General features: G+C 71.9%; 22 protein-coding genes. 12 read left to right on the top strand and 10 right to left on the bottom strand.

What is annotated here, in order from left to right; all coding sequences use genetic code 11:
- Positions 1-120: 120 nt before the first annotated feature.
- Entirely contained in the window at positions 121-588 is a 468-nt protein-coding gene (locus IEZ04_RS30955; protein WP_189220292.1) for an SseB family protein, read from the bottom strand.
- Positions 589-816: 228 nt separating this feature from the next.
- On the opposite strand from IEZ04_RS30955, the gene IEZ04_RS30950 reads away from it, so the two are divergent.
- From IEZ04_RS30950 to IEZ04_RS30940, 3 genes are all read left to right on the top strand, one after another.
- The gene (locus IEZ04_RS30950; protein ID WP_189220291.1) at positions 817-2646 is read left to right on the top strand and encodes an acyl-CoA dehydrogenase; all 1830 of its coding nucleotides are present in this window, start codon (positions 817-819) and stop codon (positions 2644-2646) included.
- Positions 2647-2911: 265 nt separating this feature from the next.
- On the top strand, positions 2912-4168 hold the full coding sequence (locus IEZ04_RS30945) for a M18 family aminopeptidase (RefSeq protein WP_229821404.1): 1257 nt from the start codon (positions 2912-2914) through the stop codon (positions 4166-4168).
- Between the two features lie 105 nt (positions 4169-4273).
- A complete protein-coding gene (locus IEZ04_RS30940) occupies positions 4274-4510 on the top strand; it encodes a DUF6458 family protein (protein ID WP_189220290.1) in 237 nt (78 codons plus the stop codon).
- Between the two features lie 99 nt (positions 4511-4609).
- Here IEZ04_RS30940 and IEZ04_RS30935 read toward each other — a convergent pair whose 3' ends face one another.
- Positions 4610-6445 carry an NHL domain-containing thioredoxin family protein gene (locus IEZ04_RS30935; RefSeq protein ID WP_189220289.1) on the bottom strand — a complete coding sequence of 612 codons (1836 nt, stop codon included), beginning with the start codon at positions 6443-6445 and terminating at the stop codon, positions 4610-4612.
- A 146-nt stretch (positions 6446-6591) separates the two neighbouring features.
- Here IEZ04_RS30935 and IEZ04_RS30930 point away from each other — a divergent pair, with 146 nt between their 5' ends.
- Positions 6592-6807, top strand: a complete 216-nt coding sequence (locus tag IEZ04_RS30930; protein WP_189220288.1) for a hypothetical protein — start codon at positions 6592-6594, stop codon at positions 6805-6807.
- Between the two features lie 426 nt (positions 6808-7233).
- Positions 7234-8058, top strand: coding sequence for a maleylpyruvate isomerase family mycothiol-dependent enzyme (locus IEZ04_RS30925; RefSeq protein ID WP_189220287.1), 825 nt, complete (start codon positions 7234-7236; stop codon positions 8056-8058).
- 57 nt (positions 8059-8115) lie between these two features.
- On the opposite strand, the gene IEZ04_RS30920 is transcribed toward IEZ04_RS30925, so the two are convergent.
- The gene (locus tag IEZ04_RS30920; RefSeq protein WP_189220286.1) at positions 8116-9432 is read right to left on the bottom strand and encodes an MFS transporter; all 1317 of its coding nucleotides are present in this window, start codon (positions 9430-9432) and stop codon (positions 8116-8118) included.
- Positions 9429-10091, bottom strand: a complete 663-nt coding sequence (locus tag IEZ04_RS30915; RefSeq protein ID WP_189220285.1) for a GntR family transcriptional regulator — start codon at positions 10089-10091, stop codon at positions 9429-9431. The genes IEZ04_RS30920 and IEZ04_RS30915 overlap by 4 nt, the downstream gene beginning before the upstream one ends.
- A 300-nt stretch (positions 10092-10391) precedes the next feature.
- On the opposite strand from IEZ04_RS30915, the gene IEZ04_RS30910 reads away from it, so the two are divergent.
- Positions 10392-11240, top strand: coding sequence for a D-alanyl-D-alanine carboxypeptidase family protein (locus IEZ04_RS30910; protein WP_189220316.1), 849 nt, complete (start codon positions 10392-10394; stop codon positions 11238-11240).
- Positions 11241-11348: 108 nt separating this feature from the next.
- Here IEZ04_RS30910 and IEZ04_RS30905 read toward each other — a convergent pair whose 3' ends face one another.
- Genes IEZ04_RS30905 through pdhA form a run of 3 tightly spaced genes read right to left on the bottom strand, consistent with a single transcriptional unit; the run spans position 11349 to position 15030 of the window.
- Complete coding sequence (locus tag IEZ04_RS30905; protein WP_189220284.1) at positions 11349-12809, bottom strand: dihydrolipoamide acetyltransferase family protein; 1461 nt, start codon at positions 12807-12809, stop codon at positions 11349-11351.
- Between the two features lie 11 nt (positions 12810-12820).
- The gene (locus IEZ04_RS30900; RefSeq protein WP_229821401.1) at positions 12821-13801 is read right to left on the bottom strand and encodes an alpha-ketoacid dehydrogenase subunit beta; all 981 of its coding nucleotides are present in this window, start codon (positions 13799-13801) and stop codon (positions 12821-12823) included.
- Positions 13798-15030, bottom strand: coding sequence for a pyruvate dehydrogenase (acetyl-transferring) E1 component subunit alpha (gene pdhA, locus IEZ04_RS30895; protein WP_189220283.1), 1233 nt, complete (start codon positions 15028-15030; stop codon positions 13798-13800). The genes IEZ04_RS30900 and pdhA overlap by 4 nt, the downstream gene beginning before the upstream one ends.
- A 440-nt stretch (positions 15031-15470) precedes the next feature.
- On the opposite strand from pdhA, the gene IEZ04_RS30890 reads away from it, so the two are divergent.
- Both IEZ04_RS30890 and IEZ04_RS30885 read left to right on the top strand, forming a co-directional pair.
- A complete protein-coding gene (locus IEZ04_RS30890) occupies positions 15471-16127 on the top strand; it encodes a response regulator (RefSeq protein ID WP_189220282.1) in 657 nt (218 codons plus the stop codon).
- Positions 16128-16335: 208 nt separating this feature from the next.
- Positions 16336-17376 carry a phosphotransferase gene (locus IEZ04_RS30885; RefSeq protein ID WP_189220281.1) on the top strand — a complete coding sequence of 347 codons (1041 nt, stop codon included), beginning with the start codon at positions 16336-16338 and terminating at the stop codon, positions 17374-17376.
- Positions 17377-17478: 102 nt separating this feature from the next.
- On the opposite strand, the gene IEZ04_RS30880 is transcribed toward IEZ04_RS30885, so the two are convergent.
- Positions 17479-19095, bottom strand: a complete 1617-nt coding sequence (locus IEZ04_RS30880) for a protein kinase domain-containing protein (RefSeq protein WP_189220280.1) — start codon at positions 19093-19095, stop codon at positions 17479-17481.
- Between the two features lie 358 nt (positions 19096-19453).
- On the opposite strand from IEZ04_RS30880, the gene IEZ04_RS30875 reads away from it, so the two are divergent.
- Positions 19454-21208, top strand: coding sequence for a Stk1 family PASTA domain-containing Ser/Thr kinase (locus tag IEZ04_RS30875; protein ID WP_189220279.1), 1755 nt, complete (start codon positions 19454-19456; stop codon positions 21206-21208).
- Positions 21209-21304: 96 nt separating this feature from the next.
- Here IEZ04_RS30875 and IEZ04_RS30870 read toward each other — a convergent pair whose 3' ends face one another.
- The gene (locus IEZ04_RS30870) at positions 21305-21850 is read right to left on the bottom strand and encodes a bacterial proteasome activator family protein (RefSeq protein WP_189220278.1); all 546 of its coding nucleotides are present in this window, start codon (positions 21848-21850) and stop codon (positions 21305-21307) included.
- Between the two features lie 262 nt (positions 21851-22112).
- Here IEZ04_RS30870 and IEZ04_RS30865 point away from each other — a divergent pair, with 262 nt between their 5' ends.
- Entirely contained in the window at positions 22113-22604 is a 492-nt protein-coding gene (locus IEZ04_RS30865) for a hypothetical protein (RefSeq protein WP_189220277.1), read from the top strand.
- A 41-nt stretch (positions 22605-22645) separates the two neighbouring features.
- On the opposite strand, the gene IEZ04_RS30860 is transcribed toward IEZ04_RS30865, so the two are convergent.
- The gene (locus tag IEZ04_RS30860; RefSeq protein ID WP_189220276.1) at positions 22646-23626 is read right to left on the bottom strand and encodes an NAD(P)H-quinone oxidoreductase; all 981 of its coding nucleotides are present in this window, start codon (positions 23624-23626) and stop codon (positions 22646-22648) included.
- A 224-nt stretch (positions 23627-23850) separates the two neighbouring features.
- Between IEZ04_RS30860 and IEZ04_RS30855 the strand changes: the two genes are divergently transcribed.
- Together IEZ04_RS30855 and IEZ04_RS30850 are read left to right on the top strand one after the other, a co-directional pair.
- On the top strand, positions 23851-24834 hold the full coding sequence (locus IEZ04_RS30855; protein WP_189220275.1) for an ATP-binding cassette domain-containing protein: 984 nt from the start codon (positions 23851-23853) through the stop codon (positions 24832-24834).
- On the top strand, positions 24831-25679 hold the full coding sequence (locus IEZ04_RS30850; protein WP_189220274.1) for an ABC transporter permease: 849 nt from the start codon (positions 24831-24833) through the stop codon (positions 25677-25679). Before IEZ04_RS30855 ends, IEZ04_RS30850 begins: the two co-directional genes overlap by 4 nt.
- The last annotated feature ends 62 nt before the right edge of the window (positions 25680-25741 follow it).

Here is a 25741-nt window from a genome sequence, read left to right as displayed (position 1 = left end):
CTCCTCGTGCTCCGAGTTTAGTTGAGAGTTGAACTTTCTGCTACCCGAAACAGCGGGAGCCCGGAGGGCATTCCCTCCGGGCTCCCGGACTCCGCGGGCACGTACCGGCCCCCGTACCGGCTATCCGTACATCCTGCGCATCGCGAACTCCACCATCTGCTCGACCGCCTTCGCGTCGAAGACCATGCGGTGCTCGCCCTCCATGTCGAGCACGAAGCCGTAGCCGGTGGGCAGCAGGTCGATGACCTCCGCGCCGGTGATCACGAAGTACTTGGACTCCTTGCCGGCGTAGCGGCGCAGCTCCTTGAGCGAGCTGAACATCGGGATCACGGGCTGCTGGGTGTTGTGCAGCGCGAGGAAGCCGGGGTTGTCACCGCGCGGGCAGTAGACCTTGGAGGTGGCGAAGATCTGCTGGAAGTCCTCGGCGGCCATCTGGCCCGTGGTGAAGGCGCGCACCGCGTCCGCGAGCGAGGGCGGGGACGGCTCGGGGTAGAGCGGGGGCTGCTGGCCGTACCCGCCGCCCATCTGCTGCTGGGGCGGCGGGGCGTACTGCTGCTGGGGGCCCGCGGTCTGGTCGTAGCCGTACATGCCGCACAGAGTAGTCAACCCCCGGGTGCCGCAGCATCGTTCCTCCGGCAACAATCCCCCGGGCGCCCCCGCGAGAGCCCCGTCACACCCCTGTAAGAGCCTTGTCACACCTCACCCGGTAGGGGTTGCGCCTTATTACTCGCGGGTAGCATCATCGATGCTACTTGTTGGTACGTGAACTAGCGCGAGGATCCAGTGCCTCGCCGATATCTCCACGGAGGCGTCGCCATGGGGCACTACAAGTCGAATCTCCGCGACATCGAGTTCAACCTCTTCGAAGTCCTCGGGCGCGACAAGCTGTACGGCACGGGCCCGTTCGCGGAGATGGACACGGACACCGCGAAGAGCGTCCTCGCGGAGCTGACCCGCCTGGCCGAGAACGAGCTGGCCGAGTCCTTCGCGGACGCCGACCGCAACCCGCCGGTCTTCGACCCGGAGACGAACACCGCGCCGGTCCCGGCGTCCTTCAAGAAGAGCTACAAGGCCTTCATGGACTCCGAGTACTGGCGGCTCGGACTGCCCGAGGAGATCGGCGGCACCACCGCTCCGCCGTCCCTGATCTGGTCCTACGCGGAGCTGATCCTCGGCGCGAACCCGGCGGTCTGGATGTACTCCTCCGGCCCGGCGTTCGCCCGCATCCTCTTCGAGGAGGGCACCGAGGAGCAGAAGAGGATCGCCCGGATCGCGGTCGAGAGGACCTGGGGCTCCACCATGGTGCTCACCGAGCCGGACGCCGGCTCGGACGTCGGCGCCGGGCGCGCCAAGGCCGTCCAGCAGGAGGACGGCTCCTGGCACATCGAGGGCGTGAAGCGCTTCATCACCTCCGGTGAGCACGACATGGAGGAGAACATCCTCCACTACGTCCTCGCCCGTCCCGAGGGCGCCGGACCCGGCACCAAGGGCCTGTCCCTCTTCCTCGTCCCGAAGTACCTCTTCGACTTCGAGACCGGCGAGCTGGGCGAGCGCAACGGCGTCTACGCCACGAACGTCGAGCACAAGATGGGCCTGAAGGCCTCCAACACCTGCGAGATGACCTTCGGCGACCGCCACCCCGCCAAGGGCTGGCTGATCGGCGACAGGCACGACGGCATCCGCCAGATGTTCCGCATCATCGAGTTCGCCCGGATGATGGTCGGCACGAAGGCGATCTCCACCCTGTCGACCGGCTACCTCAACGCGCTGGAGTACGCCAAGGAACGCGTCCAGGGCCCCGACCTGGCCAACTTCATGGACAAGACGGCGCCCAAGGTCACCATCACGCACCACCCGGACGTGCGCCGCTCGCTCATGACGCAGAAGGCGTACGCGGAGGGCATGCGCGCCCTGGTGCTCTACACGGCCTCCGTCCAGGACGACATAGCCGTCAAGGAGGCCGCCGGCGAGGACACGGCCGCGCTGGAGGCCCTGAACGACCTGCTCCTGCCGATCGTCAAGGGATACGGCTCCGAGAAGGGCTACGAGCAGCTCGCCCAGTCGCTGCAGACCTTCGGCGGCTCCGGCTTCCTCCAGGAGTACCCGGTCGAGCAGTACATCCGCGACGCCAAGATCGACACCCTGTACGAGGGCACGACCGCGATCCAGGGCCAGGACTTCTTCTTCCGGAAGATCGTCCGCAACCAGGGCGCCGCGCTGAACCAGCTCGCCGAGGAGATCAAGAAGTTCCTGGCGCTCGGCACCGGCGGCGAGGAGCTGGCCGGCGCCCGGGACCACCTCGCCAAGGCCGCCGTCGAGCTGGAGGCCGTCGTCGGCCTGATGCTCACCGACCTCGCGGCCACCGAGCAGGACGTCAAGAACATCTACAAGGTCGGACTGAACACGACCCGCCTGCTGCTCGCCTCCGGTGACGTGGTCGTCGGCTACCTGCTGCTCAAGGGCGCCGCGGTCGCCGCCGAGAAGCTGGAGTCCGGTGCCTCGGCCAAGGACCGGGCGTTCTACCAGGGCAAGATCGCGGCGGCGAAGTTCTTCGCGGCCACCGTCCTGCCGGGCGTCACCCTGGCCCGCAAGGTCGCCGAGGGCGTGGACCTGGACCTGATGGAGCTGGACGAGGCGGCGTTCTAGGCCGAGGACGCGGAGCGGGGCGGACGAGGCGGGCCCTCGAACGGGCACGCACGACGGGGTGTCCGGGCAAACGGAACCCCTCCGTCCGCCCGACTCTCCACATCCCCCTCACGAGGGCCTGCTCCCCGGCACCGGGAGTGGGCCCTCGTCCGTCGTTAAGGTGAACACCATGAGCACAAGCGCCAGCCCGGATCCGGGCACCGCCTCCGCATCCAGCGTCTCCCGCGCCCAGCTCCGCTTCGACCGCGGACACACCGACGAGCTGATGGCCTTCCTGGCGGCGAGCCCCTCGCCCTACCACGCCGTGGCGAACACCGCCGCACGGCTGGAGAAGGCCGGCTTCCGCCAGGTCGAGGAGACGGAAGTCTGGGACGGCACGACCGGCGGCAAGTACGTGCTGCGCGGTGGCGCCATCGTCGCCTGGTACGTCCCCGAGGGCGCCGCGGCGCACACCCCGTTCCGCATCGTCGGCGCCCACACCGACTCCCCCAACCTGCGGGTCAAGCCGCGGCCCGACTCCGGCGCGCACGGCTGGCGCCAGGTGGCCGTCGAGGTGTACGGCGGCCCGCTGCTCAACTCCTGGCTCGACCGCGACCTGGGGCTCGCCGGCCGGCTCTCCCTGCGGGACGGCACGAGCCGCCTGGTGAACGTGGACCGCCCGCTGCTCCGCGTCCCGCAGCTCGCCATCCACCTGGACCGCTCGGTCACCTCCGACGGGCTCAAGCTCGACAAGCAGCGCCACCTGCAGCCCGTCTGGGGTCTCGGGGACGACGTCCGCGACGGCGACCTCATCGCCTTCCTGGAGGAGGAGACGGGGCTGGAGCACGGCTCGGTCACCGGCTGGGACCTGATGGTCCACTCCGTCGAGCCGCCCGCCCTCCTGGGCCGTGACCGGGACCTCGTCGCCGGGCCCCGCATGGACAACCTGCTCTCCGTGCACGCGGGCGCGGCGGCGCTGGCCGCGGTCGCCGGCGGCGAGGGCGCCTCACTGCCGTACATCCCCGTGCTCGCCGCCTTCGACCACGAGGAGAACGGCTCCCAGTCGGACACGGGCGCGGACGGCCCCCTGCTCGGATCGGTCCTGGAGCGCTCGGTCTTCGCGCGCGGCGGCTCCTACGAGGACCGGGCGAGAGCCTTCGCCGGCACCGTCTGCCTGTCCTCCGACACCGGCCACGCCGTGCACCCCAACTACGCGGAGCGGCACGACCCGACGCACCACCCGCGCGTCAACGGCGGCCCCATCCTCAAGGTCAACGTCAACAACCGCTACGCCACCGACGGTTCGGGCCGCGCGGTCTTCGCCGCCGCCTGCGAGAAGGCGGGCGTCCCCTTCCAGTCCTTCGTCTCCAACAACTCCATGCCCTGCGGCACCACCATCGGTCCCATCACGGCGGCCCGCCACGGCATCAGGACGGTCGACATCGGCGTGGCCATCCTGTCCATGCACAGCGCCCGCGAACTGTGCGGTGCCGACGACCCGTTGCTGCTGGCGAGCGCCCTGGCCGCCTTCCTGGAAGGCTGAACACACGCCCGTCGCACAACGGACCGCATGGCTGAAGCCCGTCCGGGTACACGGAGTTGACCGGATCTCACCGGAACGACCGGACCGGACAGGGAGGAAGCACTCATGGGCCTGGGCGGGTGCATCATTCTGATAGCCGTGGGGGCCATCCTCACGTTCGCCACCGACTGGGACATGCAGGGGGTCAACCTCGACCTGGTCGGCGTCATCTTCATGATCGTCGGACTGATCGGTGTCGCGACGTTCAGCAGCATCGCCAGGAGGAGGCGCGTGGTGGTGCCGCCCACGACTCCCGTGGTGACCGAGGAGCACCAGCACCGCGACGGGTACACCGGCATCTGACCGGCGCGACGGCAGCCGAGGCGGTGACAGCCGTGGCGCGCCCGGCCGAGGGGACCGGGCGCGTCGGCACGTGCCGGCGCGGGGGCCGGGCCGGACGGGTCAGGCGTCCATGCCGGCCAGCACCAGCGGCAGCCGGTCCGTACCCCCGTCCGTGATCCGCACCGGGACGCCCCAGTCCTGCTGGTGGACATGGCACGCCGGGTACTCGTTCGCCGGGTCGTCGTCGCAGGACGCCGCCATCGCCGAGACGTGCAGCACGCCCTCGGGGACGGAGGGGTCGAGCTCCAGCGTGCGGGACAGGTCGGTGTCCGCGCCCTCGCCCTTCAGCAGCAGCCCCGGCGGGGTCGAGGAGACCAGCAGGCGCGTCGAGGGACCGTAACGGGTGTCCAGCTTCTGACCGGCCGGAGCCTGGAAGATCACGTCCAGCCGCAAGGCGCCCGGGGCGACGTCGGTGGCCGCGCGCTGGGTGCGGTGCGCCACCGAGGCGACCTTCACGGCCTCCTCGGGGAGCCGCAGCCGGGTCAGCCGGTGCCGGGCGGACTCCACGACCACGATGTCGTCCCCGACGAGCACCGCGTCCGACGGTTCCCGCAGATCCGTGGCGAGCGTGGTCACCTCGCCGGTCGCCGGGTCGTAGCGGCGCAGCGCGTGGTTGTAGGTGTCGCTGACGGCGACCGAGCCGTCCGGCAGGGCCGTCACGCCCAACGGGTGCTGGAACAGGGCCTGTTCCGCCGCGCCGTCGCGGTGACCGAAGTCGAACAGCCCGGTGCCGACGGCCGTGTGCACGGCCCCCTCCCGGTCCACCCAGCGCAGGGCGCTCGTCTCGGAGTCGGCCAGCCACAGCCGCTCCCCGTCGGCGGAGACCGCGAGCCCCGACGGCTGCGCGAACCACGCCTGCTCGCCCGGTCCGTCGACGAGCCCCTCGTTCGTCGTCCCGGCCGCGACGGCGACCGTGCCGCCCTCGCCGTCGCCCGCCGGGTCGTACGTCCACAGCTGGTGGACGCCCGCCATGGCGATCCACACGCGTCCGCCGAAGACCGCGACGTCCCACGGGGACGACAGGTCCACCTCGCGCGCGGGGCCGGACGTCGGCGAGCCCTGCCACCACTGGCGGCCCGTCCCGGCGAGCGTGGTGACGTACCCGGTCTCCAGGTCGAGCCGGCGCAGCGCGTGGTTGACGGTGTCGGCCACGACCACCGCGCCGTCGTCCAGCAGCGCGAGGCCCTGCGGCTCGTTGAAGCTCGCCGCCGCGGCCGTGCCGTCCGCGAAGCCGCGCGCGCCCGAGCCGATGCGCCGCAGGACCGTCTCGCCGTCCGCGTCCAGCTCCACCAGCTGGTGCCGGGTGGTGTCGCTGACCAGGTAGCTTCCGCCCGGCAGCACCAGTGCCTTGCCGGGGAAGCGCAGCACGGTGGGCTCGGGCTCCGGCGCCACGTACGGACCGTCGCCGCGCCGCAGCGTGCCCTTCGCCTCGTGCTCGGCCTCCAGCTCCTCGACCAGCTTCTCGATGGCGTGCGCGTGGCCCTCGCCCGCGTGCTGGGCGACGACGTACCCCTCGGGGTCGATCACGACGAGCGTGGGCCAGGCCCGTACCGCGTACTGCTTCCAGGTGGCGAGCTCGGGGTCGTCCAGCACCGGGTGCTCGACGTGGTACCGCTCCACGGCGTCCACGACGGCCTGGTGCTCGGCCTCGTGCACGAACTTCGGCGAGTGCACGCCGATGATCACCACGGTGTCCCGGTGCTTCTCCTCCAGCTCCCGCAGCTCGTCGAGGACGTGCAGGCAGTTGATGCAGCAGAAGGTCCAAAAATCGAGGACAACGATCCGTCCTCGCAGGTCGGCGAGGGTGTACTGCTCGCCGCCCGTGTTCAGCCAGCCGCCCTTGCCGATCAGCTCGGGGGCGCGGACACGTGCGCGGCGGGGTGCGAGGTCGCTCATGGCTCAAGGGTGCCACTAGTCCGGGACGCGCCGCCGAGCCTGTGGACAACTCGTCACGCACCGTGTGCGAGCTCGCACCGGATGCGTTCATGCCCTGACGGAGAGATGCTCTTCGCGCAGGGGGGACACCTCCGAGGAGTGGTTCCATGGCAGATCAGACCGGCGGTTCCGGCACGCGTGACCGCGCCGCGTACGAGGACGGCGCGCCCGGGCGCGATCCGTACGACCCCTGTCGCGACGACCCGTACGAGAAGCCCGGGCGCGACCCGGAGGACGGTCCCGGGCACCTGGGAGTGCGGAGCGCGCCGCGCCGCTCGTCCGACGAGGACCGGGACGCCGACATACGGGCGGGTTACCGGTAGGCCGGCACCGGTTCGCCGGGCCGTCGGCCGAAGAGCAGGGGCGTCCGGTGTCCGCCGGGCGCCCCTGCTCCACGTGCGGCCCGTGAAGCGGCCGGCGTGTCCCGCGACGTCCCACCTCTTCGGCTCGTTCCCGTACGAGCACGGCAGCCCATCGTCGTCGCCGATCAGCCGGTACGTCCCCGTATGCACCGTTCCCGAGCGAGCGCGGCGCGCACAGTACCACCGTCCTGGCATTCGAGCCGACCACACGGGCCTACGATCGTCACACGAAAGCACTGCCGGGGTGCCTCGCAGCGGCGTAACTTGGGGGTCTCCCGACTACGACACCCGCCCGCGCCGTCACCGCCCCCACCGAAACCGCCGTCAGCCGTTCCCGTCAGCCGACTGCACCTGCCCGTGCACCGACCGCCCGAGGGGTCCCGTTCCGTGAGTCTGCATCCCACCCTCCAGCCCTACGCCGACGCCTGGACCCACTCCGTGGACGCGATATCCGAACTGGTGACACCGCTCGTGGAGGGCGAGTGGAACCGCCGGACGCCATGCCCCGGCTGGTCGGTGCGGGACATCGTCTCCCATGTCATCGGCATGGACTGCGAGATGCTCGGCGACCCGCGCCCCATCCACACGCTGCCGCGCGACCTGTACCACGTGCGCACCGACCACCAGCGCTACATGGAGATGCAGGTCGACGCCCGCCGCCACCACACGGGCCCGGAGATGACCGCCGAGCTGGAGTACACGATCATCCGCCGCAACCGCCAGCTGCGGAACGAGTCGCGGGACCCGGGGACGACGGTGCGCGGTCCGCTCGGCGCGGAGCTGACCCTGGAACAGGCCATGCGGAACCGGGCGTTCGACGTCTGGGTGCACGAGCAGGACCTGCGCACGGCGCTCGGCCGGCCGGGCAACCTCGACTCGCCGGGCGCCTACGTGGTCCGTGACGAACTGCTCTCCGTGCTGCCCAAGGTGGTCGCGGAGGACGCGCAGGCACCGCGCAGCTCCGCGGTCGTCTTCGACGTGCACGGCCCGATCGAGTTCCTGCGCACCGTCCGTGTCGACATCCAGGGGCGGGGCACGCTGGAGACCAGCCCCGCGCTGGGTCCCGCCGCCGCCCTCGCCCTGGACTGGGAGACGTACGTCCGGCTGGCCTGCGGCCGGGTGACCGCCGACGCGGTGGCCGACCGCATCAAGGGCGAGGGCGACCCCCAGCTGATCGCGGCGATCCTGCGGTCGTTCGCGGTGACGGTGTAGCCGGCCGGTGCCGCTCCCGCGGCGCCCGGCCGGCCCCGCCTCCGCTCCGGCGGGCCGTCACGCCGGTACGTGCACCGTCTCCACCCGGCTCGCCACCAGACGCTCGCGCTCGCGCAGGGCCGCGCGCCTGCGCAGGCGCAGGATCTGGGTGAGGCCGAGGGTCTGGAGGACGAAGACGGACGAGAAGGCGATGCCGTAGTTCTGGCCGGTGGCGTCCAGGAGGACGCCGACCGCCAGCAGCGTCGTCATCGAGGCGACGAAACCGCCCATGTTGGTGATGCCGGAGCCCGTCCCCTGACGCTCGGGCGGGTTGGCGGGGCGGGCGAAGTCGAAGCCGATCATCGAGGCCGGGCCGCAGGCGCCGAGGACCACGCACAGCACCAGCAGCAGCCACATCGGCGCATGATCGGCGGGGTAGGCCAGCGTGGCCGCCCAGACGGCCGCCGTGGCCAGCACCGTGCCCAGCGCCAGCGGCAGCCGCGCCGCGTGGTGCCGGGCGATGATCTGCCCGTAGACCAGGCCGATGACCATGTTGGACACCACGATCAGGGTGAGCAGCTCGCCCGCCGTCGCCCGGGACAGCCCCTGGGCCTCCACGAGGAACGGCAGGCCCCACAGCAGCAGGAACACCATCGCCGGGAACTGCGTGGTGAAGTGCACCCACAGCCCGAGCCGGGTGCCCGGCTCCCGCCAGGACGCCGCGATCTGCCGCCGCACGTACGCCGCGCCCTGGTGCGCGACCGGCGCCGGTTCGTGCCCCTCGGGGTGGTCCTTGAGGAAGAGGAGCATGAGAACGAGGGCCACGGCGCCGAGGGCCGAGCTGCCCGCGAACGCCGCCGTCCAGCCCACGTCGTGCAGCAGCCGCGCGATCACCAGCGTCGACACCAGGTTGCCCGCCATGCCCGCGAGCCCCGCGAGCTGGCCGACGAGCGGGCCGCGCCGGGCGGGGAACCAGCGGGTGCCCAGCCGCAGCACGCTGATGAACGTCATCGCGTCACCGCAGCCCAGCAGCGCGCGCGAGGCCAGCGCCATGCCGTAGGTGGGCGACAGGGCGAAGCCCAGCTGGCCGACCGTGAAGAGCGCGGCGCCCAGCGTCAGCACCTTCTTGGTGCCGAGCCGGTCGACCATCAGGCCCACGGGTATCTGCATGCCCGCGTACACCAGCAGCTGGAGGATGGAGAAGGTGGACAGCGCGGAGGCGTTCACATGGAAGCGGTCGGCCGCGTCGAGGCCGGCGACCCCCAGCGACGTACGGAAGACGACCGCGACGAAGTAGACGAGGACGCCGACGCTCCAGACGGCGATCGCGCGCCGGCCGCCGGGCGGGTCACCGGGCAGCCGGGCGGCCTGGGCGGAGCCCTTCGGGGAACTCACCGGACCTCACCCCGCGCGAGGTTGGAGAACCAGCTGACGTGCCGGTGGACGATGTCCACCGCGGCGTCCGCGTCACCGGCCCGCAGCGCCTCCAGGATCTCCTGGTGCTCGGTGAGCGTCTTGGTGACCCGGTCGGGGTGGGCGTGCATCACGGCGACGCCCATGCGCAGCTGCCGGTCGCGGAGCTGGTCGTAGAGGCGGGAGAGGATCTCGTTGCCGCCGCTGCGGACGATCTCGGCGTGGAAGCTGCGGTCGGTCACGGCCGCGGCGGCGAAGTCCCCGGCCGCGGCCTGCGTCCGCTGCTGCTCCAGCAGTTCCTCCAGACGCGTGATCAGCTGCGGCGAGGCCGGGGCGATCTTGCGGACCGCGTGCTCCTCGACGAGCTGGCGGGTCTCCACCACGTCCGCGATCTCCTGCGCGGAGACCGGCAGCACGAGGGCGCCCTTCTTCGGGTAGAGCCTGATCAGGCCCTCGACCTCCAGCCTCAGCAGCGCCTCGCGCACCGGCGTCCGGGACACTCCGACCGCGTCGGCGAGCTCGCCCTCGGTGAGCAGTGTCCCGCCCTCGTAGCGGCGTTCCAGGACTCCTTGTTTGACATGGGCGTACACCCGGTCGGCAGCAGGTGGTTGCTTGATGGTCACGGACGGTGCTGATGGCATGCCGACAGGATAGATACAACACGTACGCATGTCGGCCCCCGTCCACATACCGGGACCGTCCCGCCCAGGAACCACTCCACCCGATGTTCGTCCCGGAAACCACGCAACCATTCGTGCTACGTACATGTCACAGGAGAAGCGGTCCTCCCATGCCACCCACGGGTGACCGTTCCACCACGCTCAAGTGACTGTTTTCTGTTTTCCGTTTTCTGTTTTCCGCAGACTTACGACGTGATCGGGGTACTCGACTTGATTTCCGGCATACAGGGCGTGCGGGCGCGCAGAGCCGTCGCCGTCGTGATGACCACCGGCGCGCTGGTCGCGACGGGCGCTCTCGGCACGGCACCCGCGCACGCCGCCCCCGTGAAGTTCACCATCGACGCCCCGGGCGCGTTCGTGATGAACGACGCCACGGGCAAGAGCCTGTACAGCAAGACCGCGGACACCGCGCGGGCCACCGGCTCCACAACAAAAATCATGACCGCCCAGGTCGTGCTGTCGGAGAAGAACCTGAACCTCGACGCCGAGGTCACGATCGACAAGGCGTACAGCGACTACATCGTCAACAAGGGCGCCTCCTCCGCCCAGTTGATCGTCGGCGACAAGGTCACCGTCCGCCAGCTGCTGTACGGGCTGATGCTCCCGTCGGGCTGCGACGCGGCGTACGCGCTCGCCGACAAGTTCGGCACCGGCTCCACCCGGGAGGCGCGGGTGCAGTCGTTCATCTCGAAGATGAACACGACCGCCAAGAGCCTCGGCATGACGAACACCAACTTCGACTCGTTCGACGGCATCAGCAACGGCGCCAACTACTCGACGCCGCGGGACCTGTCGAAACTCGCGAGCACCGCGCTGAAGTCGAGCACCTTCCGCACGATCGTGGGAACGAAGTCGACGCAGCAGAAGGTGACGACCAAGAGCGGCGGCTACCGCTACATGAACTGGTCGAACACCAACAACCTGCTCAGCGAGTACCAGGGCACCATCGGGGTGAAGACCGGCTCCGGCACGGTGGCCAAGTACTGCCTCGTCTTCGCGGCCACCCGCAACGGCAGGACGGTCGTGGGGGCCGTCCTGACGTCGTCGTCGGCCGCCACCCGCACGGCGGACGCGAAGAAGCTGATGGACTTCGGCTTCGCCCTGAAGTAGCGGAACGATTCGCCCGCCGACGGCACCGGCGGAACGATGCACCACGGCCGGGAGGGGCCCGCCGGACATTCCGGCGGGCCCCTCCCCTCGCACGTGCCGCCGGGCCGGCTACGCCCAGGTGATCAGCCGCTTGGGCTGCTCGAGGATCGCCGCCACGTCCGCCAGTGTCCTGGAGCCCAGCTCCCCGTCGACCAGCCGGTGGTCGAAGGAGAGCGCGAGCGTGGTGACCTGGCGGGGCTTGACCTTGCCCTTGTGGACCCAGGGCTGGAGCTTGATCGCACCGACGGCGAGGATCGCGGACTCGCCGGGGTTGAGGATCGGCGTGCCCGTGTCGACGCCGAAGACGCCGACGTTCGTGATGGTGATCGTGCCGCCCTGCATGGCCGCCGGAGACGTACGGCCCTCGCGTGCCGTGGACACCAGCTCGCCCAGCGACTCGGCCAGCTGCGGCAGGGTCTTGTCGTGCGCGTCCTTGATGTTCGGCACTATGAGACCGCGGGGGGTCGCCGCCGCGATGCCCAGGTTCACGTAGTGCTTGCGGACGATCTCCTGGTTCGCCTCGTCCCAGGAGGAGTTGATCTCCGGGTTGCGCTTGATCGCGACCAGCAGGGCCTTGGCGATGAGCAGCAGCGGGTTCACCCGCAGCCCCTGCATGTCCTTGTCCTGCTTCAGCTCCTCGACCAGCTTCAGGGTGCGGGTCACGTCGACCGTCACGAACTCGGTGACGTGCGGCGCCGTGAACGCCGAGCCGACCATCGCCGCCGCCGTCGCCTTGCGGACCCCCTTGACCGGGACGCGGGTCTCCCGCGCGGTGTCGTACGACACCGCGGGCGCCGCCGGGGCGGCCGGCGCCGTGGGGGCCGCGGCCGGGGAGGGCTGCGCGGGGACGGTCCGCGGCGCGGCCGGCTGCGGGGCCGTGGGCTCCGCCGGGGCCGTGGGTGCGACCGCCGCGTGCACGTCCTCGCGCGTGATGACGCCGTCCGGGCCGGACGGCGTGACCGCGGCCAGGTCGACCCCGAGGTCCTTGGCCAGCTTGCGCACCGGCGGCTTGGCCAGCGGGCGCCGCGGGCCGCCGTGCCCGTTCAGCTCGCCGCCCACGCCCTGGGGCGCGGGGGCCGCCTCGAACGGCGTGGTCGCGGCGGGCTCCGCGGGCCGGGCGCCCTTGCGGGGGCGGCGCCTGGTCGAGGACGTGGCCACGCCGTACCCGACGAGGACCGCCTCGCGGGCCTGCGGCGCGGCCGGCCCGTCCGGGGCCGCCTCCGGCGCGGGGGCGGCCCCGGCCGCGGGCGCCTCCTCGGCGGGTGCGCCGCCGGACACGTCGACCGCGATGATCGCCGTGCCCACGTCGACCGTGGTGCCCTCGGGAACGTGCAGCTCGGTCACGACACCGTCGTAGGGGATCGGCAGCTCGACGGCCGCCTTCGCGGTCTCGACCTCGCAGACGACCTGCCCGTCGGTGACCGTGTCCCCGGGCTGTACGTACCACTTGAGGATCTCGGCCTCGGTGAGCCCCTCGCCCACGTCCGGCATCTTGAACTCGCGAACGGACGCTTCGGTCATCGTCGTCACGACCCTCTCCCTCAGTACGCCAGCGAGCGGTCGACGGCGTCGAGCACCCGGTCCAGGTCCGGCAGGTAGTCCTCCTCCAGCCGGGCCGGCGGATACGGCGCGTGGTAACCGCCGACCCGCAGGACGGGCGCCTCCAGGTGGTAGAAGCACCGCTCGGTGATCCGGGCGGCGATCTCCGCGCCCGAGCCGAAGAACACCGGCGCCTCGTGCACCACGACCAGCCGGCGGGTCTTCTCCACCGAGGCCTGGATCGCGTCGAAGTCCAGCGGGGAGACCGAGCGCAGGTCCAGGACCTCCAGGGACCTGCCCTCCTCGGCCGCGGCGGCGGCGACCTCCAGGCACAGCTTCACCATGGGCCCGTACGCGACGAGCGTGCAGTCGGTGCCCTCCCGCGCCACGCGGGCGGCGTGCAGCGGGTCCGGGATCGCCTCGAAGCTGACCTCGGCCTTGTCCCAGTAGCGCCGCTTCGGCTCGAAGAAGATCACCGGGTCGTCGCTCTGGATGGCCTGCTGCATCATCCAGTAGGCGTCGTTCGCGTCCGAGGGCGAGACCACCTTCAACCCCGCGACGTGCGCGAACAGCGCCTCCGGGGACTCGGAGTGGTGCTCCACCGCGCCGATGCCGCCGCCGTAGGGGATGCGGACCACGACGGGAAGCTTGATCTTGCCCAGGGAGCGGGCGTGCATCTTCGCCAGCTGGGTGACGATCTGGTCGTACGCCGGGAAGACGAACCCGTCGAACTGGATCTCCACCACCGGACGGTAGCCGCGCAGGGCGAGGCCGATGGCGGTGCCGACGATGCCGGACTCCGCGAGCGGGGTGTCTATCACCCGGTCCTCGCCGAAGTCCTTCTGCAAACCGTCCGTCACCCGGAACACGCCGCCGAGCTTGCCGACGTCCTCGCCCATGACGAGCACCTTGGGGTCGGTCTCGAGGGCCTTGCGCAGCGATTCGTTGATCGCCTTGGCCAGCGCCATCTTCTCCGTGGTCATCGCTGGTCACCCTCCTCGACGTCGGCGTTGTCGGCGAACGACGCCTGGTACGCGGCGAACTGGGCGCGCTCCTCGTCGACGAGCGCGTGACCGTCCGCGTAGGCGTTCTCGAAGATCGCGAAACGGTCCGGGTCCGGCATGGCACGCACCGCTTCGCGCACCCGCCTTCCCAACGCCTCGCTCTCCTCCTCGAGTTCCGCGAAGAACCCCTCGATCGTGTCCGTTCGGGACTCCAGGTGGCTGCGCAGGCGGGCGATCGGGTCCTTGGCCTCCCAGGCCACCCGCTCGTCGTCCAGCCGGTAGCGGGTCGGGTCGTCGGAGGTGGTGTGGGCGCCCATGCGGTACGTGTACGCCTCCACCAGGGTCGGGCCCTCGCCCCGGCGGGCCCGCTCCAGGGCCCACTTGGTGACCGCGAGGCAGGCCAGCACGTCGTTGCCGTCGACGCGGACGCCCGGGAAGCCGTAGCCCTGCGCGCGCTGGTAGAGCGGCACCCGGGTCTGCTTCTCGGTGGGCTCGGAGATCGCCCACTGGTTGTTCTGGCAGAAGAACACCACCGGCGCGTTGTAGACCGCGGCGAAGTTGAACGCCTCGGCCACGTCGCCCTGGCTGGAGGCGCCGTCGCCGAAGCAGGCGATCACCGCCGCGTCCGCGCCGTCCTTGGCCACGCCCATCGCGTAGCCCGTCGCGTGCAGCGCCTGGGAGCCGATGACGATCGTGTAGAGGTGGAAGTTGTTCCCGTTCGGGTCCCAGCCGCCGTTGTTCACGCCGCGGAACATGCCGAGCAGGTTGGTCGGGTCGACCCCGCGGCACCAGGCCATGCCGTGCTCGCGGTAGGTCGGGAAGACGTAGTCGTCCTCGCGGGTGGCCCGCCCGGAACCGATCTGGGCGGCCTCCTGGCCCAGCAGCGAGGGCCACAGGCCCAGCTCCCCCTGGCGCTGGAGAGCGGTCGCCTCGGCGTCGAAACGACGGGTCAGCACCATGTCCCGGTACAGCCCGCGCAGCTCCTCGTCGCCGATGTCCGCGACGTACGGGTCGTACTCGGCGTTCCTGACCCTCTTGCCCTCGGGGGTCAGCAATTGGACGAGTTCGGGCTCGGTGCCCCGCGCCGTGCCGGCAGCGGCACGGGTGGTGCTCTTGGTGCCGGTGGTGCTGCGCTTGCTGCCGGTGGTACCGGCCTTGCCTCCCGCGCTGCGTCGCGGCTTGCGCGCGGCAGTGCTCTCCACGGTCACGTGTGCTCCTCCGTCGGTCCGGCCCCCGGGGTCGCCGGGTGGGCTGGGAGTCCCCCCTGCTCTTTCGGAGCCTGGGGAAGCGGCTCGCCTGCTCCCGCAACCCGGGCACGGGGTGGGCGCCCTCGGCCGGGAACAGGCGTGACAGGTGCCCCGGCGAGCGCCCTGCAACAAAGCACGTTACCCAGTGCTCCACATTCCTGTGAAACCCTCCCTGACCTGCGCATTTCCTTGGATTTCCAAGTATTCGCGTACTCGGATGTCCAAGTAACCCGCGCCTGCCGGGCACTGTTGCTGGTCACAGCACTGGTCACAGCCTCGCAGGGGGCCGGAACACCGGCACGTTATCCCGGCCACACGGAGCACGGGAAGGGTTCGAGTGGCCTATTCACGACGCCCGGGGACGGGACGCGGCAGCGTGCCTCCTGTGTGAGACTGGCTCCGTGCCCGCAACCGGAAGAATCACCGTGTTCATCCTGGATGATCACGAGATCGTCCGCCGTGGGCTGCACCAGCTGTTCGCGGACGAGCCCGACATCGAGGTGGTCGGCGAAGCGGGCACGGCGGCCGACGCGCTGGAGCGGATTCCGGCCGTCCGCCCGGACGTCGCGATCCTGGACGTCCGGCTCCCGGACGGCAGCGGCGTCGAGGTGTGCCGGCGGACCCGCGCGCGCGACGGGGACGTCAAGTGCCTGATGCTGACCTCGTACGCCGACGACGAGGCGCTGTCCGGCGCGGTCGCGGCGGGCGCGTCCGGGTACGTCCTGAAGGACCTCCGTGGTGAAGAACTGCTCGCCGCGGTCCGGCGGGTCGCCGCCGGGGACCTCCTGCTCGGCCCGGTGTCCCGCGCGCGCGTGCCGGAAGGGCCGCCGGAGGAACGCGGGGACGGCGACGACCCGATGGCGACGCTCACCGAGCAGGAGCGCAGGATCCTCGAACTGATCGGTGAGGGGCTCACGAACCGGGCGATCGGGGAGCGGCTGCACCTCGCCGAGAAGACCGTCAAGAACTACGTGTCGGGACTGCTGGCCAAGCTCGGCATGCAGAGGCGCGCACAGGCCGCCGCGTACGTGGCACGCAGGCAGGCCGGACGAGGGTGACGCGGTGTCTCGGAGGCGCGGCCGCGGAGCCCGGGCCGGCCTTCGAGCCTGTGTACCTGCAGGTCGAGCCGCAGTTCGTCACCGCACATGCCCCGGACGGGTGGCCCACGGCGGGGACCGCCAGCTCCCGCACGTGAAGTGACCGAAGACGACTGTCTGTGACAAGCGCGAGCTCAGCGACACCGGGACGTGCCCTAACATCTGGCGCGTGCTGCGCTCGTCTGTACCACCTCCCGAGCTTCACACGCCCCCGCTGCGCGACCTGCTGCGCCGGTACGCCGCCGGGTCCGCGCTGACCTGTGTCCCCGTCGACCAGGGGCTGCTCAACCGCGGCTACCGGCTCGCCACCACGCACGGCCGCTACTTCCTCAAGCACCACTTCGACCCCGAGACCGCCGATCCGGCGGCCATCGCCCGCCAGCACCGGGCGACCCAGCGGCTGGCGGACCTGGGCGTCCCGGTGGCCCCGCCGCTGGCCGGCCGCGACGGCCGCACCGTCGCCGTCATCGGCGGCCACGCGTACGCCCTGCACCCGTGGGTCGAGGGACGGCACCGCCACGGCGGCCAGCTCACCACCGAGCAGTGCGGACGGCTGGGAGCGCTCCTGGGAGTGGTGCACGCGAGCCTGGAGCGGGTGATGCCCCCGCATCCCCAGCAGGGCAGGGCAGCGGCCGCGCCCGCCCCGAGTGCCGACCCGGCCGACACCCTGGCGCTCATCGACGACCTGCTCGGCCGGGTACGCCGCCACCGGCCGGCCGACACGTTCGACGAGCTCGCCCGCCGCCGCCTCCTGGAGCGGCGCGGACTCCTCGAACAGTACGCGGACCACAGGCCCCCGCGGGGCGGTTCCGTGGGCTGGGTGCACGGCGACTTCCACCCCTTCAACGTGCTCTACAAGGGGGCGGCCCCGGCGGCGATCGTCGACTGGGACCGGCTCGGCGTGCAGCCCCGCGCGGAGGAGGCGGTGCGGGCCGCGGTGATCTTCTTCCTGCGCCCGCTGGGCACCCTCAACCTGCCCAAGGTGCGGGCCTATGCGCGCGCGTACCGCCGTACCGCCCGCGCCACGCCCTCCGAACTCGCGGCCGCCGTGCACCGCGTGTGGTGGGAGCGGCTCAACGACTTCTGGATGCTGCGCTGGCACTACGAGCGCGGGGACACCCGCGCCGACTGGCAGTTCCCCGCGTCCTCCGCGCTGGTGGTGTGGTGGACACGCGAGTACGACGCGGTGTGCGAGGCGTTCTCCGGGTGAGGCGGGTGAGGCGGTGCGGCCCCGAACGCCACGCGCGCGTGGAGCCCGTTCGGGCCGCACGCGCGCGTGGGGAGTGTGCGGAGTGTTCCGCGAGGGTGCCGATCAGAGGCCGCCGACGCCGCCGTCCTGTTCGCCGCCTCCGGTGCCGCCCTCCGACGTACCGCCGACGTCGTTCGCCGGGGGCGTGTTCCCGCTGCCGCCGTCCGCCGGGGGCGACTGCTCGCCGCCGGTCGAGGTCTCCTCGTCGCCCGTGGACCCCTCGGTCTCCGTCACCGTGTCCGACGGCTGGGCCGGCGGCTGCTGGGACGTCGGGTACGACGGCTGGTAGCTCGGCTCCGGGTTGTACGGGGGGTTGTACTCCGTGTCGCCGCCGGTGCCCGTGTCGTAGCCGCCCCCGGTGTCCTCCTCGGTCACCTCGTCGCTGGGCGACTCACTGGGCGACTCCTTCTCCGTGGTCGACTGGGTGGCGCTCGGCGACTTCGTCGTGTCCGGGGTGCCGCCCCCGCCGTCCTGGCTCTGCTGCACCGCCAGCGCGACGCCCGCCGCGATGGCGACGACCGCGAGCACCGCGAGGATCCACAGCCTGCCGCGGCCGCCGCCCCCGTTGCCGCGCCCCTCGAAGCCGCCGTCGTCGCGGCCGTTCTGCGGCAGGATCGGCTGCGGGATCTGCGTCGTCCCGGCCTCACCGGCGTGCGGCAGTGCGGTCGTGGGGGCGAAGCCCCCGGACGGGGTGTGCCGGCCGTCGTGCGTGCCCACCGGGCCGGTGTTCCAGGTACCGGTGTGGCCGCCCTGGTCGTACAGCATCTGCAGGCCGTACTGGACCATGCCGCGCATCTCCTCGGCCGTCTGGAACCGGTCGTCCGGCTCCTTGGCGAGGGCGCGCATGGCGAGGCCGTCGAGCTCCGGCGGGGCGCCGTCGGAGACCTCGGACGGGGGCACCGGGATGTCCTGCACGTGCTGGTAGACCACCGACAGCGGGGTCTCGCCGACGAACGGCGGGCGGAGCGCGAGGAGTTCGTAGAGCAGGCAGCCGGTGGCGTACAGGTCGGAGCGGTGGTCGACGGCCTTGCCGAGCGCCTGCTCCGGGGAGAGGTACTGGGGGGTGCCCATGACCATGCCGGTCTGCGTCATCGTCGTGGACGCCCCGTGCAGGGCGCGCGCGATGCCGAAGTCCATCACCTTCACGGCGCCCGTAGTGGTGATGATCACGTTCGCCGGCTTGATGTCGCGGTGCACGATGCCGTGCTGGTGCGAGTAGGCGAGCGCCTCCAGGACGCCCGAGACGATGATCAGCGCCTGCTCGGGCCCGGGTGCCTCGGCGTTGAGCAGCAGGTCGCGGATGGTGCGGCCCTCGACGAGCTCCATCACGATGTACGGCACCGGGGTGCCGTTCACGACGTCCTCGCCGGAGTCGTACACCGCGACGATCGCGTGGTGGTTCAGGCCGGCCACCGACTGGGCCTCGCGCGTGAAGCGCGCCTTGGAGACCGGGTCCTCGGCCAGGTCGGACCGCAGCAGCTTGACCGCGACCGTGCGGCCGAGACGTACGTCCTCGGCCGCGAACACCTCGGCCATGCCGCCCCGGCCGAGTCTGCCTGTCAGCCGGTACCGGCCGTCTCCGACAAGCCCGCCGTTACCCCACATCTCCGGCGCGTCTGACATACCGCCGCCAGCCGCCTCGGGGTCGGACGGGCCCTGAGCGCGCTGCTGCTGTGCCATCAGTCCTCGCCGTCGTTTCTGCCCGCGGTCCGCGCGGTGGTTGTTACGGTCTTCGTCGGGCCACGCTACAGCCTCCACGTGACGCACCGGTCCGACTTGGAGCCGGGACGGGATGTGGAAGGGACCGGCAATCCAACCCCGACGGCCCCGCCCGCGCAAATCCCGTGGGCCGGCCGCACGGCCGCCATAACGCTTGTGCGACGTTCCCCGCGCGTACGGTCACGGAACGGGCACCCCGCTTGACGTGTCCGTGCCCTGGGGCAGACTTGGCCGAGAATCACACGAGGAAACACCGGAATCGCCGGCCGCGGGAGCCACAGCAGCAGTCTTCGCCCGCGTCGATGGGGGACACCAGCACATGAGCCAGGACGGCGCACAGGGCCACTACGCAGGGCGTGCGCTCGCCGGCGGCCGCTACCGGCTGCTCGCCCTGCTCGGCGAGGGCGGCATGGCCTCGGTACACCTGGCCCACGACTCGGTGCTCGACCGACAGGTCGCGATCAAGACACTGCACACCGAGCTCGGACGCGAGCAGGCGTTCCGCGAGCGGTTCCGCCGCGAGGCGCAGGCCGTGGCGAAGCTCACGCACGCGAACATCGTCTCGGTCTTCGACACCGGAGAGGACCCGCCGTCCGGCGGGTCCGCCGCGGGCGAGGGCACACCGACGCCGTACATCGTCATGGAGTACGTCGAGGGTGAGCCGCTCGGCTCGGTGCTCGCCGCGGACGTCCGCGGCCACGGCGCGATGCCGGCCGACAAGGCGCTGCGCATCACCGCCGACGTGCTGGCCGCGCTGGAGATCAGCCACGAGACGGGGCTGGTCCACCGCGACATCAAACCGGGCAACGTGATGGTGACCAGGCGCGGCGTGGTCAAGGTCATGGACTTCGGCATCGCCCGCGCCGTGCAGTCCGGCGTCACGTCCATGACGCAGACCGGCATGGTCGTCGGCACCCCCCAGTACCTGTCGCCCGAGCAGGCGCTGGGCCGCGGTGTGGACGCGCGCTCCGACCTGTACTCGGTCGGCGTCATGCTGTTCCAGCTGCTCACCGGACGGCTCCCGTTCGACGCGGACTCACCGCTGGCGATCGCGTACGCCCACGTCCAGGAGCAGCCCCCGGTCCCCTCCTCGATCAACCGGTCCCTGCCGCCGGCGGTGGACGCGCTGATCGCCCGCGCGCTGAAGAAGAACCCGAACGAGCGTTTCCCGGGCGCCCGGGCGATGCGGGACGAGTGCCTGCGGGTGGCGTCGTCGCTGCCGGGTGCCGCGCCGAACATCGTCCCGGGCGTCCCGGCGCCGAGCGGCACGGGCGTGGGCGCCGCCGTCTTCCCACCCGTGGACGGGTCGGCGGCGGGACCGCCCGGACCCGTGCGGACCCCGTACCCGCCCGGGCACCAGCCGGGCCCGCACGGCCCGGGCACTCCGCCGCCCTTCGCGAACCCGGCCCCGGCCTCGACGCCCGCTCCCTTCCCCGGCCCGGCCCCGGCTCCGTACGGCTATCCGCAGCCCGGTGGCTACCAGCCGCCCCAGCGGACCGACGCCTACGGAGCCCGGCACTCGCCTCAGCACGGCGCGCCGACCCCGCCGCCGTACGCCGCCGGTCCGCACACCCCGCACGCCCCGGCACCGGCCGCGGGCGCGGGCGCGGCCGACGGCGGCAAGGCCAACCGGGCCGTGGTCATCGGCGCGGTCGTCGTCTCGCTCGTCGCGATCGGGAGTCTGATCACCGCCGTCGCGCTGAACAGAGGCGGCGACGAGACAGGGGGTACGGGAGGTTCGGGCGCCGACGCGTCGGCCTCGGCGTCCGGCGTGCCCGGGTACAAGGGCCCGGACCCGACGAGGACCATCGAGACGACCGCGTGCACGGAGCCGAGGGAGTCGTACGCCGATCCCGGCATGATCCAGATCCCGAGCTTCGAGTTCAAGAACATCGACTCGGTGCGGAACTGCCTGCGGGCCGCCGGCTGGGAGTTCGAGACCAGGCTCGTCGACGAGAACACCTGGGGCGAGGGAACGGTCGTGGACCAGTCGCCCTCCTCCGGCACGGACGCCGACCCCGACGACATGCCCGAGATCGTGCTGGACGTGTCCACGGGGATGCCGCCGTCCTGAGCCGGGAGGGACCGAGGGGGCCGGCGCCCTCCCGGCGCCGGCCCCCTCTCGCGTCGATCGCGTGCCGTCAGTACGGCCGTGCCGCCGCGGCGGACCTCACAGGTACGGTCCGCCCGAACGGCCTCCCGCGTGCGGCTCCTCGTGGCCCTCGCCGCCGACACCCGGCGGAAGGGCGCGGCGCATCTGCTCCAGCTGGGCCCGGGCAGCCATCTGCTGGGCGAACAGCGTGGTCTGGATGCCGTGGAACAGTCCTTCCAGCCAGCCCACCAGCTGGGCCTGCGCGATACGCAGTTCCGCGTCGCTGGGCACCGCCTCGTCCGTGAAGGGCAGGGAGAGCCGCTCCAGTTCCTCGACCAGCTCGGGAGCGAGACCGTCCTCCAGCTCCTTGACCGAGCTGGCGTGTATCTCCTTCAGCCGGGCGCGGCTCGCCTCGTCGAGAGGCGCCACGCGCACCTCCTCCAGCAGCTGCTTGATCATGCTTCCGATGCGCATGACCTTCGCGGGCTGCTCCACCTGCTCCGTCACCGGGATCTCACGGGATTCGTCGTCTCCGCCACCACCGCCGCCGAGTGCCATACCGTCCTGGCCGACGACCAGGATCTGGGGGTTCTCGGACGACCGTTCGTTCCTCGGCATCTCCATGCCGCCATTCTCTCGCACGTGTGCACCTCATCACCCTGGTGCCCCCGCCGGTGGGTGATCCACCGCGTACGCGCGGTCTGATCCACCGCGTACGCGCGGTCTGATCCACCGCGTATGCGCGGTTTGTTCGCCAAGCGTCGCCGGGGCCGGTTCCGGGGCGGGCCGTACGGTCCCGGAGTGCGAGGTGCGCAGTGGCGTGTGAGTCTGGTGTGACTCCGCTGGAAACACCAACGGTCCCGTCGTCCCGGAGAGGGGCACCGGCGTGAACGCCGAGTTCTGCCCGCCGCGGCGGCCGCGGCCGCCGTGCGCGGCCCGCAAGCTGCCCGCCCTGGCCCTGGCGGCCGTCTTCCTGACGGCCGGAGCCGTCCAGCCCGCCCCTCCGACGTCCGCCGGGCGGTCACCGGCCACGGAGACGTCCCGGGCCGGCAGCCGCGCGGGGGAGGGACGGGAGCGGCCCGGACGAGCCGACGGCACCACCGCGGCCGCCGAGGCCGACGTCGACGGCGGCTCCGGCGAGACGGATCCCGACGGGTCCGCGCCCCCGCGGTCGGCGCACCCGCCCCGGCCGTCCCGGAACACCGCGCTGCCCGACGAGGGGACCGCCGGGGACGCGACCGCGGAGGCCACCGAGCAGGCCGCCCAGAAGGCCGTCGGCAAGCCCGCCGGGCGGGCGCTGCCCCTCGGCAGCGGTCTGATCCTCATCGGTCTCGGCCTGGGCCTCGCCGTCGTCGGACTGCGTCTGCGCCGGCCGTGAGACGTCCGGGGCGGGTGCGCCGACCGCGGGGGCGCGAGCCCCTACTCCCTCACCAGCAGCACCTTGCCGACGTGCCCGCTCTCCTCCAGCACCCGGTGGGCCTCCGCCGCCCGGCTCATCGGGAGCTCCCGGTCGATGACGGGACGTACGTCGCCGCCCTCGATCAGCGGCCACACGTGCTCCCGCACCGCCGCCACGATGGCCGCCTTCTCGCCGAGCGGGCGGGCGCGCAGCGAGGTCGCGCTGACCGCGGCGCGCTTGCCGAGCAGCATCCCGATGTTCAGCTCGCCCTTCACCCCGCCCTGCAGGCCGATGATGGCGAGGCGCCCGTTGACGGCGAGGGCGCGCACATTGCGGTCGAGGTACTTGGCGCCCATGTTGTCGAGGATGACGTCCGCGCCCGCACCGTCCGTGGCCCGCCCGATCTCCTCGACGAAGTCCTGCTCGCGGTAGTTGATCAGGATGTCCGCGCCCAGACCGGCGCAGGTGTCGAGCTTCTCCCGGGTGCCCGCCGTGACGGCGACCCGGGCGCCGACGGCCTTGGCGAGCTGGATCGCCATCGTGCCGATGCCGCTGGTGCCGCCGTGCACGAGGAGCGTCTCACCGGGACGGAGGTGGGACACCATGAACACGTTCGACCAGACGGTGCAGGTCACCTCGGGCAGCGCGGCCGCCTGCCGGACGTCGAGGCCCGTGGGCACGGGCAGCAGCTGCCCGGCCGGGACGACGACCTTCTCCGCGTACCCGCCGCCCGAGAGCAGCGCGCACACCTCGTCGCCCACCGCCCATCCGGAGACGCCGGGCCCGAGCGCGGCGATCCGTCCGGAGCACTCCAGGCCGGGGTACGGGGAGGCGCCGGGCGGCGGGTCGTAGTGGCCCTGACGCTGCATGATGTCGGCGCGGTTGACGGCGCCCGCCACCACTTCGAGGAGTACTTCGCCCTCGCCGGGCTCGGGGTCGGGTACCTCGGCCCACACCAGCTGTTCGGGCCCACCGGGTTCAGGAATCGTGATCGCGTACATGGTAGGGACGCTACTCCCCGGGCAGGCGGCCCGTGCGGAGGTACGCGACCGCCTCGTGATGCGGCCGGTGTCCGGGAGAGGGACCGTGGAGACACACGGCTGTGCGAGCCCGGCACCCGACGGCAACCGATGGGTCCCGATGGCGACCGATGAGTCCGGAGACCACGGTGGTCTCCCTTGCGTGGCCCCGCCCACCGGGACCCGTCCCGCGGAAGGACCCACAGATGAGCGGACGGACGGACGGTCTCGCGGTCGAGACCGCGGGTCTGGTGAAGACGTTCGGCGAGACCCGGGCCGTCGACGGCGTCGACCTCTCCGTGCCGGCCGGCACGGTCTACGGGGTCCTGGGCCCCAACGGCGCGGGCAAGACCACGGTCGTACGGATGCTGGCCACCCTGCTGCGCCCGGACAGCGGCCGGGCCCGGGTCTTCGGCCACGACGTCGTACGGGAGGCCGACGCGGTGCGCGGCCGGGTGAGCCTGACCGGTCAGTACGCGTCCGTCGACGAGGACATGACCGGCACCGAGAACCTGGTGCTGCTCGGCCGGCTCCTCGGGCACGGCAGGAGGGCGGCGCGGGAGCGCGGCGACCAGCTCCTGACGGCCTTCGGGCTGGGCGACGCCGCGGCGAAACAGGTCAAGCACTACTCGGGGGGTATGCGCCGCCGCATCGACATCGCCGCGTCCATCCTGAACACACCCGACCTGCTCTTCCTGGACGAGCCGACGACCGGTCTCGACCCGCGCAGCCGCAACCAGGTCTGGGACATCGTGCGCGCGGTGGTCGCCCAGGGCACCACCGTCCTGCTGACCACGCAGTACCTGGACGAGGCGGACCGGCTGGCGTCCCGGGTAGCCGTCATCGACCGGGGCACGGTGATCGCCGAGGGCACCAAGGGCGAGCTGAAGGCGTCCGTCGGCGCGGGCTCGGTGCATGTGCGGCTGCGTGACGCGGCGCAGCGCCGGCGGGCCGGAGAGGTGCTGCGGCTGGTGCTCGACGCGGAGGTGCAGCTGGAGTCCGATCCGGTGGCCCTGACGGCGCGCGTCGGCGCGGGCGGACGGGGCGCGGCGGAGCAGGCCGCCCGCGCGCTCGCCGAACTGGCCCGCAGCGGTGTCACCGTCGACGACTTCTCCCTGGGGCAGCCCAGTCTCGACGAGGTGTTCCTCGCCCTCACCGGGCGCGGCACGAAGGACGAGGTGGCGGCATGACGACCACGGCCCCCGCCGGGAGCAAGGACCTCGCCTCCGTGAGCGCGGAGTCGCTGGCCGCCCTGCTGGTCGCCATGGAGCGGCCGGCGCGCCCCAGCGCCCTGTCGGCGTCGCTGACCTTCGGCTGGCGGGCGGTTCTCAAGATCAAGCACGTGCCGGAGCAGCTCTTCGACGTCACCGCCTTCCCGGTCATGATGGTGCTGATGTACACGTACCTCTTCGGCGGCGCCCTGGCCGGGACCCCGGGGGAGTACCTGCAGTACCTGCTGCCGGGCATCCTGGTGCTGTCCGTCGTGATGATCACGATGTACACGGGTGTCTCCGTGAAGGCGGACATCGAGAAGGGCGTCTTCGACCGCTTCCGTACGCTGCCGATCTGGCGGCCGTCGACGATGGTCGGGTACCTCCTGGGGGACGCCCTGCGCTACACGATCGCGTCGATGGTGATGCTGACGGTCGGCCTGGTCCTGGGCTACCGCCCGGCGGGCGGAGTCGGAGGGGTGGCCGCCGGGGTCGCGCTGCTGCTCGTCTTCTCGTTCGCGTTCTCGTGGATCTGGACGATGTTCGGGCTGCTGCTGCGCACCGAGAAGTCCGTGATGAGCGTCAGCATGATGGTGATCTTTCCGCTGACGTTCCTGTCCAACGTCTTCGTCGATCCACGGACCATGCCGGGCTGGCTCCAGGCATTCGTCGACAACAACCCGGTCACGCACCTCGCCTCGGCGGTGCGGGGACTGATGGCCGGCGGCTGGCCGGCCGCGGCGACCGTCTGGACCCTGGGGTGGACGGCACTGTTCGTCCTGGTCTTCGGCCCGGTGACGATGCGGTTGTACAACCGCAGGTGACGGCCGTCGTACGGCCGAGGGCGCCCCCGTGACGGGAGCGCCCTCGGCCCTGCGCACCGGAG

Source organism: Streptomyces ruber, from assembly GCF_014648075.1.
GTDB lineage: Bacteria > Actinomycetota > Actinomycetes > Streptomycetales > Streptomycetaceae > Streptomyces > Streptomyces ruber.
The sequence above is the reverse complement of the archived record's forward strand: the minus strand, read 5'-3'. Positions and strand labels throughout refer to the sequence as shown.